Here is a 12864-nt window from a genome sequence, read left to right as displayed (position 1 = left end):
AATAAAAATACTATGTCATCGCATAACGAATCAATATTAAGAGAACCATTAATGACCGGTAAAGACATCACGTATGCAAAAATTACGGATGATATCTTACTACCGGTTGAAAATAAACCAAATAAAGCATGGTGGATTGGTTTTACCGTTGCTGTATTGGGAGCTTTATTATGGGTAGTTAGCGTTAGTTATACCTTTTGGACAGGTATCGGCGCTTGGGGTCTGAATAAAACTGTAGGCTGGGCTTGGGATATCACCGACTTCGTATGGTGGGTTGGTATCGGTCACGCCGGTACGTTGATTTCGGCCGTATTATTAATTTTCCGTCAGAACTGGCGTAATTCCATCAACCGTTCCGCAGAGGCGATGACGATCTTTGCGGTAATCTGTGCGGCTACATACGTTGTCGCTCACATGGGGCGTCCTTGGTTGGCATATTGGATTTTCCCACTTCCAAATCAATTTGGATCACTTTGGGTAAACTTCAACTCTCCATTGGTATGGGATGCGTTTGCGATCTCAACATACTTCACAGTATCCTTGGTATTCTGGTACTGTGGTTTGTTGCCGGATATCGCGACTATCCGTGACCGTGCTACTGGATTAAAACAAAAGATTTATTCTGTATTATCATTCGGTTGGAATGGTTCTGTGAAGACTTGGCAACGTTTTGAAATCGTGTCCTTGATCTTGGCAGGTATTTCAACTCCACTGGTACTTTCTGTACACACCATCGTATCCATGGACTTTGCAACTTCGGTTATCCCTGGATGGCACACGACGATCTTCCCGCCATATTTCGTGGCAGGTGCGATCTTCTCAGGTTTCGCGATGGTACAGACCTTATTGTTGATCTTACGTAAAGTAATGAACTTTGAGAACTACATCACGATGTTCCACATTGAATCGATGAATATCATCATCATGACGACAGGTTCTATCGTGGGTGTGGCTTACTTAACAGAGTTGTTTATTGCAATGTACTCTCGTTCAGAATACGAAATGTATGCTTTCGAGAACCGTATGTTGGGTCCATACGCTTGGGCTTACTGGTCAATGATGACTTGTAACGTAATTTCTCCGCAATTATTCTGGTTCAAAAAAATCCGTACAAGTATTCCGATCTCATGGATTCTATCCATTGTAGTAAATATCGGTATGTGGTTTGAGCGTTTCGTAATTATCGTGACTTCATTGCACCGTGATTACTTGCCTTCATCGTGGGCAATGTTCTACCCAACTTGGACAGACGTAGGTATCTTTGTAGGTTCAATTGGATTATTCTTTACGTTATTCTTGTTGTTCTTACGTTTCTTGCCAGGTATCGCAATTGCCGAAGTTAAATTGTTGTTGAAATCATCGTCATTACAACATAAAACTAAATTGGCTCAAGAAGGTGCTTTCCCTGCAGAGCAAGTGGAGTACTTCCAAGAATCATTGGAAAAATATGATTCAGTGACAGAAGAAGAGATTAAAGAATTATCAGTTAGAAAATAATCAGCAATGAGCAATACAAAATATATATTAGGTAGTTTTGCGGATCCGGATGACATGATGCATGGGATCGACAAATTGCAAGCAAACAATATAAGTATTTATGACTGCTTTACTCCGATGCCTATCCACGGCATCGAAGCGAAGTTAGGTGTGAAACCTTCTCGCTTGCCTATCGCAGCATTTTGCTTTGGAGCATTGGGAACGACATTAGGTTTTAGTTTGTTGTATTATACTATGGTATACGATTGGCCAATGAATATTGGTGGTAAACCATCTTTTGCAATGCCAAACTTTGTTCCTGTAACATTTGAGGTTACCATCTTATTGTGTGCTTTGGGTATGGTTGCTACATTTTTCTTCCGTAACCACCTATTCCCGGGACGTGCACCACGTGTGATGGACTTGCGCGCAACTGATGATCGTTTCATCCTTGCAGTAGATGCCAAAGAAAATGCAGACCACGCTTTGATCGATAGTTTATTGAAAGAAGCAGGTGCTGTTGAAGTTAAGTACAATGATAGAAAATATGTTAGCTATGAATAAGAAGAATTTACTTGGAACTGTATGCGCAGCTGTAGCATTAACAGCACTCGTTTCTTCTTGTGGTGATAAAACAACTCGTAGTACAGGTTTGGAATTTTCCCGTAACATGTACGATCCGCTTGCGTTCAATCCGGATCAACCTAACGCGAATTTTGCTGATGGAAAAACAGCGCAAACTCCGCCAAAGGGTACCGATCCAGTTGGATTCACTCGTTTCGAGTATGCCAATACATTAGAGGAGTACGAACGTGCGGGACGGGAAGTTAAAAATCCTTTGGTTGTCAATGCAGAAAACCTTGAAAAAGGAAAAGCATTGTTCACCACTTACTGTTCGGTATGTCACGGACCAGAAGGTAAAGGGGATGGACCGCTGACGAAAGATCGTAGTGTAACTGATTCTAGAGGTACCCGTCAATTAGAGAACTTTCCGCCGCCACCATCTTACCATAGAACGGATAAGGCGAACTCTTCAAGAGGTGGTTTCATGGCTGACTTGACGGATGGTAAAATCTACCATACGATTTATTATGGACATAACTCCATGGGATCACATGCATCGCAATTGTCTCCAGAAGAGAGATGGAAAGTTGTTATGTATGTTCACGAATTACAAAAGAAATAATCTAACATCAGATATATAAATGGGAACTCACAGTCATCATCACGATTATAATTTCAACGAGCGATACGAGTTTGCTGGCAAAGCTAAATTGTACAGTATTATCGCTGTTGTACTAGGCGTAGCTGCTGTAGCTATCGGGTTGCTTTCGGGCGATCACGTTACTGTAGAGCGTACATACGCCAACTTGTTATTGATGGGTTATTACTTTACATGTGTATGCGCAGCTGGAGCATTCTTCGTTGCTTTGCAATATGTAACACAATCTGCATGGTCTGCAGGTCTGGTACGTATACCTCAAGCTATGGCAAGCACCCTGCCTATCGCAGCACTCTTGTTAGTGGTTATTGTTGGATTGGGTTTATCTACGCATAATCTTTACCACCATTGGCATGGCGAAGGTTTGTTGGATCACAATAGCCCAAACTATGACCCTATTATTGAAGGAAAGTCTGCATACTTGAATGTACCTTTCTTTTTATCTCGTCAAGTTATCTTTTTAGGAGTATATAGCATTTTTGCTGTTATCCTTGCTAAGCTTTCATACAAAGAGGATTTAGAAGGCGGTTTGGCTTCTTACAAAAAGTCATTCAAATTGTCTGCAATCTTCTTGGTTATCTTTGGATTTACAACACCAATTTGGGCATTCGATACGATTATGTCTCTAGAGGCACACTGGTTTTCAACGATGTTCGGATGGTATAACTTCGCAGCAATGTGGGTGAGTGGTATCTGTTGCATTACCATCATTGTTGTTGTCTTGAAAAAAGCGGGCTATATGAACTGGGTAAACGAAAATCATTTACATGATTTGGGTAAATTGATGTTCGGTTTCTCCATCTTCTGGACCTATGTTTGGTTTGCACAATTCATGTTGATCTGGTATTCAAACATTCCTGAGGAAACAGTTTATTTCTACAAACGTTGGGAGCCTGAATACAAACCTTGGTTTTGGTTGAGTATTATCATTAACTTTGTGTCTCCATTGCTTATATTGGTAGATCGCGATGCTAAACGTAAACAAAATGTTATGTTGTTCGTAGCGATTCTATTGTTGGCAGGTCACTGGCTTGATTATTATATCATGGTTATGCCCGGTACTGTTGCTGAACATAGAGGATTTGGTATCATTGAAATCGGAACTGCACTTGGTTTCTTAGGTTTGTTCATCTTTTTAGTGATGAGTAAATTAAGCAAACAAGCCTTGGTGCCTAAAAATCATCCTTTCTTGGATGAGAGTTTACATCACCAGATATAGTTTCACTTTTAAAGGAAGGTTACGTAAAAACGTTATAAAAGAAATGAGCTTTAAATTAAATAATAGATTCAAATCCATCTCGGGTTTTGTGCTTGCACTAGGGCTGCTTTTTGCAAATCCTATTCTTGCAAGTCAACAAGATACAGTAGCATCTGATTCTGCTAAAGTGGCGACTACAGCGGTAGCTGCCCCTGCAGCAACGGATTCGGTTGCAAAAGATACAACAGCGGCAGCAGGTACTGCTGCTGTTGCATCTGCTAGCTCGACGACAGAGGCTAGTGCAGCTGCTCCTGCTGTTGAAGAAGTGAAGCAAATAGACCCTCAGGTTTATAAAAACTTCACATACTATGTGTTATTGTTCTTGGTCATTTGTACAGTCATTGCTGTTATTGGCAAGGTACTTTCGATCTACGAATTGACACGGAAAATGAACGGTCGATACAATCCATTTGCGAATAACACATTCCAATCGGCATTGTTGTTTATCTTCTTGGTTGTATTTCTTTACGGTGTCTACTGGTCATACGTACATTGGGGCGCCGCATATTGGCGGTCTGCGGTGACAGAACATGGTGAACGTATTGATACCATGTTTATCATCACAACGGCAATTACAACATTTGTATTGGTTATTACACATATTTTGTTGATGACTTTTACATTCTTGTACCGCATGCGTGCAAAACGTCAAGCGTACTACTACCCGCATAACAATGCGATCGAGAAACTTTGGACAATTGTTCCTGCTGTGGTTTTGACCGTATTGGTACTGTTCGGTTTCTTTACATGGAGATCAATTACCAATATCCCTGAAGATCTTCAAAAATCTGCTTTGCAGGTTGAGGTGTTAGGTGAGCAGTTTCAATGGCAAGTACGTTACCCTGGTACAGACGGCGTTATTGGTAAACGTAATTACAAAATGACGACACCGACAAATCCTTACGGTATCGATTTTAATGATAAAAATTCATGGGATGATATTCAAGGTTCTGAAATCTGGTTACCAGTAAACAAACCAGTTCGTTTCCATATCGTTTCAAAAGATATTATTCACTCTTTCTTTATTCCAGATTTCCGTGTTCAGATCAATGCGGTACCGGGAATGACTAATTACTTCCAATTCACCCCTACTGTAACTACAGAAGAAATGCGTGATCGTTTGGGAGACTACAACTATGATTTTGTGATGTTATGTAACAAGATCTGTGGATCCGGTCACTACAACATGCAAAAGAAAGTGGTTGTTGTTACAGAGGCACAATATAAAGAGTGGTTAGCTAAACAAAATAAATATTTTACCGAAGATCTTCAAAAGGAATTCAGCGGTAAGACGGCTAACGTAAAAAAGGATAGCGTACAGGTTACAGCATCTTTGAACTAATTAAGAATTTTTGAATATAAAATCGAATATGTCAAGTACAGTAATATCGCATAGCGCTGAACATCACGATTCGCACGGACATCATCACGAGGAATCATTCATCAGAAAGTATATCTTTTCTGGTGACCACAAGATGATTGCCAAGCAATTCTTGATCACTGGTATCATCATGGCAGTTTTTGCGATGCTTTTATCAGTATTATTCCGTATCCAATTAGCATGGCCGGATAAAGATTTCCCTATATTAGAAGTATTCTTGGGCAAATGGGCTGAAGGTGGCCGTATTAAGGCAGATTTTTTCCTTTCCTTGGTGACCATCCACGGTACCATCATGGTATTCTTCGTGTTGACAGCGGGTCTATCGGGTACATTCAGTAACTTATTAATTCCATATCAGATCGGCGCGCGCGATATGGCGTCGCCTTTTATGAATATGTTATCCTACTGGTTGTTCTTCATTGCATCAGTAATCATGATCGCTTCTTTCTTTGTAGAGAGCGGTCCTGCTTCTGCTGGTTGGACAATCTATCCGCCATTGTCGGCTGTACCAACTGCGATCGCTGGATCTGCGACAGGTATGACCTTGTGGTTGGTGAGTATGGTTCTATTCGTTGCTTCGCAGTTGATCGGTGGTATCAACTACGTGAGTACGATTTTGAACATGCGTACAAAAGGTATGGATCTATGGAAAATGCCATTGACAATCTGGGCGTTTTTCTTAACTGCAATCGTGGGTATGTTGTCATTCCCGGTATTGGTATCTGCAGTGGTTCTTTTGATTTTTGACCGTGCCGCTGGTACGTCATTCTACTTGTCTGACTTGGTTGTACAAGGACAGATTTTACCTAACGAAGGTGGTTCCCCAATCTTGTTCCAGCACTTATTCTGGTTCTTGGGTCACCCTGAGGTATATATCGTTGTCATGCCTGCTTTAGGTTTGACTTCTGAGGTTATCGCAACGAACTCACGTAAACCAATTTTCGGTTACCACGCCATGGTTTACTCCTTGATCGGTATTACCGTGTTGTCATTTATCGTATGGGGTCACCATATGTTTGTGACAGGTATGAACCCGTTCTTGGGTGGTGTATTTATGATCACAACGTTGATTATCGCCGTTCCTTCCGCTGTTAAGGCATTTAACTACTTGGCTACGTTATGGAAAGGTAATATCCGCTTTACGCCAGCAATGATGTTTGCTATCGGTTTGGTATCTTTCTTTATCTCCGGTGGTTTGACAGGATTGTTCTTGGGTAACGCGGCATTGGATATCAACCTGCACGATACGTATTTCGTTGTAGCCCACTTCCACTTGGTCATGGGATCTGCTTCCATCTTCGGTATGCTTTGTGGTGTTTACCACTGGTATCCGAAAATGTTTGGTCGTATGATGAACACGAAATTAGGTTATTTGCACTTTTGGTTGACTTTTATCGGTGCTTACCTGGTATTCTTCCCAATGCACTTTATGGGTATTGATGGTGTACCGCGTCGTTACTATGCATTTACGGAGTTTGCTTTCATGGCAAAATGGGTTTCTGTGAATCAATTGGTTACTTGGGCTGCGATTATCGCTGCTTTGGGACAGGTTGCATTTTTATGGAACTTCTTTTACTCGATCTTCTTCGGTAAGAAAGCGTCACAAAATCCTTGGCAATCGAATACCTTGGAATGGACTACTCCGGTAGAACATATTCATGGTAACTGGCCGGGAGAAATTCCAACCGTACACCGTTGGCCTTACGATTACAGTAAGCCAGGTCATGGTGAGGATTTCATTCCTCAAGATGTTCCCTTCTCTGAAACGATGAGCTCGAATTTGCCTCATGATTTTGAAGGAGATGAGGAAGCTGAGCGTATCCAGGCAGAATGGAATGCTCAAAATGGTAGAAAAGACTAATAAGATTTAATCGAATAGAGTAGGGCTGGTACCTACTCTATTTTATACAAGTTTGTATTTTAAGAGGTAGGGGTTGTATTATGTTTCCAGCAGCTGAAAAGCGATTTATAAAGACCAATTTTATTACGATTATCGTATTGTTTATGGTCATTATTGCTGGAGGCGTTGTGCGGAGTACAGGTTCAGGCATGGGATGCCCAGATTGGCCAAAATGTTTTAACCGTATTATTCCACCCACTGATATTTCCCAATTACCACAGGGATACGAACAACATTATATTGAAGGGAGAGCAAAGAAGAATGAACGTTTCGCCAAGATTGTGGAATTTTTTGGTGATAAGGAAATGGCTTACAAGCTCCGGACAGACAAAAGTATTTTGCAACATGAAGAGTTTAATGTCGCAAAAACCTGGACGGAGTATATCAATCGCTTGGTAGGCGTTATTTCTGGATTCTGTTTATTGTTTACTGCAGTTTATTCTTTCACATATATAAAATCAAAAAGTTCGATCGTTGTTTGGTCAGTGGTTAATCTTTTTGTTGTGGTCATTCAGGCCTGGTTGGGTTCGATCGTTGTATCCACCAATTTGATGCCCTGGATTATCACGGTACATATGCTCTTGGCGCTTGTAATTGTTTGTATCAGTATATATACCTACTTTAAAGCAGTTACGTTACGCGACAAGACTATATTGGTTAATCGTTCTTTAGGCATAATAAAAGGTCTTGCGTTGATTTCCATTTTGTTGATGTTGACGCAGGTGATCGTTGGAACGGGGGTTCGGGAGGAAGTTGATCTGTTGACCGGCTCTAACATTGCCCGTGCCGATTTTATAACAGCTATTGGCCAACAATTTGAAATACATCGATGGTTGGCGTATTGTTCTTTGATTTTAGTTATTGTATTATTCTTTTTGGTCCGCACAAGTTTCAATACGGGATCTAAGCAATTGAAATTTGCTTTAATCACTTTGATCCTCGTGGGTATCCAAATGCTATCAGGAATTATCTTAGCTCGATTTGCAATACCTGCATTTGCACAGACAACGCACTTGGTGGTTGGGACACTTTTATTTGGTGCTCAATTTTACCTGTTGTTACTGTTAAATAAGCAAAGGCATTAATTTTGAAATTCGAGATGTTTATGTTAAAAACTATGTGTTTGAATACACTGGTAGTAGGAGGTCTCTTTTAATTATGAAAGAATTTATTTCAGATTTTAAAAAGCTCGTTAAGTTAAGACTTACGTTGACGGTGGTATTCTCCGCCTCAATTGCTTTTCTGATAGGATCAAAACAACAGGGTGAAATTTTCTGGGTCAATTGGTTATTGTTGACTGTGGGTGGTTTTCTGGTAACAGGTTCTGCCAATGGTTTTAACGAAATCATCGAAAAAGATCTGGATAAGTTGATGAAACGTACAGAGGATAGACCGCTACCTTCTGGTCGGATGACAACAGGTCAAGCTTTGGTAATGAGTGTCTTTATGGGCATCTTGGGCACCTTGGTATTGGTTCGCTTAAATTTTGTCGCTGGCCTACTTTCGGTTTTTTGTATCCTACTTTATGCATTCATCTATACACCTTTAAAAAGAAAATCACCAATAGCCGTGTTTGTAGGTGCATTCCCTGGCGCATTTCCACCATTAATTGGTTATTATGCTGCCTTTTCACAGGATGATCTGGCCTATTACAGTGGACACAACGAAGCCGCAATTATTATTATTCCCTTTGTGTTGTTCGCGATTCAGTTTTTATGGCAGTTTCCGCATTTCTGGGCAATCGCTTGGGTTGTGGATGATGACTATAAATTGGCTGGTTTTAGATTGTTACCAACTACAAAACGTGATAAGATATCGGCCTTTATGGTATTCATTACAGGGTTGTTAATGATTCCTGCTGGATTTATACCTTATTATTTTGGCTTTGGTGGAATTTGGTTTACGATAGTGTCGGTGATCGGTGGATTGATGTTTGGTTATTATGGCTATTTGCTTTTTAAGAATTGTGATATTCCTTCGGCAAAGAAAGTTATGTTTACATCGTTCATCTATTTACCTGTTACACAACTCGTATTATTGCTTAACTTTATTCCTTTGAAATAATGTTAGATATACAAGCACAAACTGACGAGAAGTTAGTACAGAGAAAAGCTCAGAAATTCAACCTTTGGTTGGGTATGTTGGGTATGTTCATGATGTTTGCTGCGTTATCCAGTGGTTTCATTGTTTATACAGCAAGTGGGGTGGACAAAGGGATCAAGACCTTACTGCCAGATACGTTTGTGTATAGCACAATCGTGATCGTGGTGAGCAGTCTTACGATATTTTTAGCGCATAAAGCTGCTAAAAATGGTGATTCATCCAAACAGAAGTTATTATTAATGGTGACTTTCGTTTTGGGTATCGTGTTTTTTGCATTACAGGTACATGCTTGGAATGTGTTAACTGAGCGAGGCGTTTATTTTGTGAATAACAATGCGTCTCAATCCTTTATCTACATTTTTACGGGAATGCACTTGGCGCATATTATTGCGGGGTTGATCGTTTTGATTGGCGCGATTATAGGGGCGAATAAGCTTTCTAAGGACGGCAATCTCTTCCGCATGGATCTTGCCAGTATTTTTTGGCATTTTCTCGATCTTTTATGGATTTATATATATGTTTTCTTACTTTTGAATCAATAATAGTAAACAATGAGTACAACAGTATCGCAATTGGATAAGGTAAAAACTGGTCCATGGAATGGTGGAAAATCACCTTGGAACTTAGAGTATGGAAAAATCATGATGTGGTTTTTCTTGGTAGGGGATGCCTTCACATTTTCTGCATTTTTGGTTTATTACGGCGCACAACGCTTTTCTCACCCAACATGGCCTGATCCTGATAAGATTTTCCAATCTATCCCGGGTATTGCGGAGCATGGTCAACCTTTGGTATTCGTAGGTTTGATGACCTTTATTTTGATTATGTCTTCAGTGACAATGGTATTGGCTGTAGAAGCTGGACACCGCAATCAAAAAAATGAGGTTGTAAAGTGGATGTTGTGGACGATTTTAGGTGGTATCTGTTTCGTTGGCTGTCAGGCTATCGAGTGGACTCACTTACACCACATGGGATTCTGGTTTGGTAAAAACCCAGCGACTGGTTTAGAAGGTGATGCAATTAAGACCGCATTATTGCCATACTTTACACACGATATTTCCTATACATCGGCATTGCAATTCGCAAACTTGTTCTTTACGATTACAGGTTTCCACGGTTTCCACGTTACAGTAGGTATTATTTTGAATATCATCGTTCTTTGTATGACCTTAAATAACACATTCGAAAATCGTGGTTCTTACCTAATGATTGAAAAAGTAGGTTTATATTGGCACTTTGTGGATTTGGTGTGGGTATTCGTATTTACATTCTTCTACTTAATCTAATCACTGAATTAATAATTTTAGATCGCTATGTCACAATATCAAGATAATATCGCTCACGGAGAGCATGCTCACGAAGGTGGGATGGATAAGAAAGCCATCTGGAGAGTATTTGGCGTACTTTTGGCGCTTACTTGTCTAGAGTTCTTAATTGCATTAGGTTTTGTTCACCACTGGCAAATTTTAGCCAAAGGTGCATTGGTAAATACAATTTACATTGTTTTAACATTGGTTAAAGCATATTATATTGTTGCATTCTTTATGCACTTGAAATTTGAGAAATCGAGCTTCATCGTTACCGTAGCAATAGTCTTTATTTTTATTATTTATTTTATCGTTCTGATGTTAGTTGAGGGAGGTTTCTTGGCGGGTGCGTTTCAAGAGCATCAATTGTTTCCAAATAAATAGATAAAAGTGAATAATGGATAATAATACTGGACAAAAGAAAGGTATTAAAACTATATTGATCCTGGCAGTAATTCTTTTATTGCCGGGATTTTTATATTTTATACTACATAAAAGCGGTTCCAATAGCTACGCTTCCCTACCGATATTTGGTCAGAAGGAAGTTCCGGGGACGACACACCGTAAATGGGGGCGGGATATTCCCGATACCATTTATCATACAGTGCCACCGGTAGATTTTGTGAACTACGATGGTAAGCCTGTACGCTTAATGGGCAGTGATACAACGCTATCGGTCGTGCATCTGATGTATTCAAGGGATGCTTCGTTGTCACGTACCATGGTGAAAAAGTTGGATCAGATTGCCAACCGTTTTATTCAGAACAAAAAGGTAAAACTGTATTCGATCACAGTAGACACAAGTTATGATACACCTGAAGTATTGGCGAAATACGTAAAAGTTTACAAACCCTGGACTAAATCTTGGTTTTTTGTGACAGATCCAACCGTTGATATCTTTAAATTTGCGAAAGAGAGTCTATTGCAGGATGCGTTGGTAAATACGGATAATAGCAAACCGTTTATTATTGGTTCGAATTATCTTTTACTTGATACGAAGGGACGTATTCGTGGGATATACGACATCAATGTAAAAACAGATGTGGATCGTCTGGAGGACGAAATTAAACTGTTGTTGGTGGAGGAAATCCGAAACCGTCCGGCAACAATAGAACAAAAGAGATAGATTAGTTAGCATTATGGAAGAGAGTCTGATCAAAGAGAAAAAGTATAGCAAATGGATCTGGCTATTGTCTATTGTGATTCCAATAGTAGTAGCGATCCTGTTTACGGTGAATTTACAAAAGTTAGGTTACGATGTAAAGCCATTGACGTTTTTGCCACCTATTTATGCGACGATCAATGGCATTACCGCAATACTGTTATTTTGGGCAGTTGCTGCTATCAAAAAAGGAAACAAAACTTTGCATGAACGTTTGATAAAATGTTGTATCGCTTGTTCTCTGGCTTTTTTGGCGATGTATGTTGCTTACCACATGACATCCATAGAGACAAAATATGGGGGTGAGGGAATTTGGAGGCCTATTTATTTCTTTATACTGATCACACATATTCTTTTGTCGATCATTATCATTCCCTTTGTGCTTTTTACTTTCGTAAGAGGTATTTCGGGCTCTTATGCGCGCCATAAAAAGCTAGCACGGATTACTTATCCCATGTGGCTTTATGTTGCTGTGACCGGTGTTATCGTGTATTTAATGATTTCGCCTTATTATATAGGTTAATTTAACAAAAGGAAAAGGAGTTTGCTTATGAAACGTATTTGGATTTACCAGGCTGATCGTGTCCTGTCGGGCGATGAAGGACAGCAAATTGCAGCTGAATTAACCACCTTTGCTGAGCAGTGGAAGGTGCATGGAAAGCCTTTATCTGCTTCTGCTGAATTGCGTGACAATCTTTTTATCATTCTAAAGGTTGATGAGGATATCGCTGCCGCCTCTGGCTGCTCCGTGGACAGTTCCGTTCGTTTTTTGAAAGGCATAGAGGAAAAATACCATGTTCAGCTCTTCGACCGTATGCAGTTTGCCTATAAATCAGCGAATGGTGTGGCTGTGGTCAACCGTTCGGGTTTTGAGAAACTTTTGGCTAACGGCGAAATAGATGACAATACACTTGTGTTTGATAATACGATCACTTACGATTATCAGTTGGATAGTGCCTGGGTAATTCCTTTTAAAGAAAGCTGGCATAAGAGATTATTTGCATAACGAAAATAACATGTATTTAAAAACGCCATTCCTAAAATGGCGTTTTTTT

The 12864-nt window shown here is 40.0% G+C and carries 14 protein-coding genes; all 14 read left to right on the top strand.

The window, feature by feature from the left end:
- The first annotated feature begins 12 nt into the window (after window positions 1-12).
- The 14 genes from nrfD to D7322_RS17275 all read left to right on the top strand — a co-directional run bounded on the left by nrfD (window position 13) and on the right by D7322_RS17275 (window position 12815).
- On the top strand, window positions 13-1497 hold the full coding sequence (nrfD, locus tag D7322_RS17340; RefSeq protein WP_077437920.1) for an NrfD/PsrC family molybdoenzyme membrane anchor subunit: 1485 nt from the start codon (window positions 13-15) through the stop codon (window positions 1495-1497).
- A 6-nt stretch (window positions 1498-1503) separates the two neighbouring features.
- Entirely contained in the window at window positions 1504-2040 is a 537-nt protein-coding gene (locus D7322_RS17335) for a DUF3341 domain-containing protein (RefSeq protein ID WP_104385006.1), read from the top strand.
- Window positions 2041-2146: 106 nt separating this feature from the next.
- Window positions 2147-2662 carry a c-type cytochrome gene (locus D7322_RS17330; protein ID WP_317125734.1) on the top strand — a complete coding sequence of 172 codons (516 nt, stop codon included), beginning with the start codon at window positions 2147-2149 and terminating at the stop codon, window positions 2660-2662.
- A 19-nt stretch (window positions 2663-2681) separates the two neighbouring features.
- Window positions 2682-3917, top strand: coding sequence for a quinol:cytochrome C oxidoreductase (locus D7322_RS17325; RefSeq protein ID WP_121125515.1), 1236 nt, complete (start codon window positions 2682-2684; stop codon window positions 3915-3917).
- A gap of 43 nt (window positions 3918-3960) precedes the next feature.
- Complete coding sequence (locus tag D7322_RS17320) at window positions 3961-5298, top strand: cytochrome c oxidase subunit II (RefSeq protein ID WP_121125514.1); 1338 nt, start codon at window positions 3961-3963, stop codon at window positions 5296-5298.
- Window positions 5299-5326: 28 nt separating this feature from the next.
- A complete protein-coding gene (locus D7322_RS17315) occupies window positions 5327-7198 on the top strand; it encodes a cytochrome c oxidase subunit I (protein WP_183078738.1) in 1872 nt (623 codons plus the stop codon).
- Between the two features lie 80 nt (window positions 7199-7278).
- Window positions 7279-8322: a COX15/CtaA family protein gene (locus tag D7322_RS17310; protein WP_121125513.1), complete on the top strand. Its 1044-nt coding sequence runs from the start codon at window positions 7279-7281 to the stop codon at window positions 8320-8322.
- A 73-nt stretch (window positions 8323-8395) separates the two neighbouring features.
- Window positions 8396-9301 carry a heme o synthase gene (gene cyoE, locus D7322_RS17305; protein WP_120261489.1) on the top strand — a complete coding sequence of 302 codons (906 nt, stop codon included), beginning with the start codon at window positions 8396-8398 and terminating at the stop codon, window positions 9299-9301.
- Window positions 9301-9882: a cytochrome c oxidase subunit 3 gene (locus D7322_RS17300; RefSeq protein WP_121125512.1), complete on the top strand. Its 582-nt coding sequence runs from the start codon at window positions 9301-9303 to the stop codon at window positions 9880-9882. The genes cyoE and D7322_RS17300 overlap by 1 nt, the downstream gene beginning before the upstream one ends.
- 9 nt (window positions 9883-9891) lie before the next feature.
- A complete protein-coding gene (locus D7322_RS17295; protein WP_121125511.1) occupies window positions 9892-10626 on the top strand; it encodes a cytochrome c oxidase subunit 3 in 735 nt (244 codons plus the stop codon).
- Between the two features lie 27 nt (window positions 10627-10653).
- Window positions 10654-11031 (top strand): cytochrome C oxidase subunit IV family protein, encoded by a 378-nt coding sequence (locus D7322_RS17290; RefSeq protein WP_120261492.1) that lies wholly within the window; start codon window positions 10654-10656, stop codon window positions 11029-11031.
- Between the two features lie 13 nt (window positions 11032-11044).
- On the top strand, window positions 11045-11773 hold the full coding sequence (locus tag D7322_RS17285) for an SCO family protein (protein WP_121125510.1): 729 nt from the start codon (window positions 11045-11047) through the stop codon (window positions 11771-11773).
- 13 nt (window positions 11774-11786) lie between these two features.
- Window positions 11787-12332, top strand: a complete 546-nt coding sequence (locus D7322_RS17280) for a DUF420 domain-containing protein (RefSeq protein ID WP_121125509.1) — start codon at window positions 11787-11789, stop codon at window positions 12330-12332.
- A gap of 27 nt (window positions 12333-12359) precedes the next feature.
- Window positions 12360-12815, top strand: coding sequence for an ABC transporter ATPase (locus D7322_RS17275; RefSeq protein WP_121125508.1), 456 nt, complete (start codon window positions 12360-12362; stop codon window positions 12813-12815).
- Window positions 12816-12864 lie beyond the last annotated feature (49 nt).

Source organism: Sphingobacterium puteale (genome assembly GCF_003627955.1).
Classification (GTDB): domain Bacteria; phylum Bacteroidota; class Bacteroidia; order Sphingobacteriales; family Sphingobacteriaceae; genus Sphingobacterium; species Sphingobacterium puteale.
Note: the sequence above shows the minus strand (reverse complement) of the source record. Positions and strands in the feature narration are given on the sequence as shown.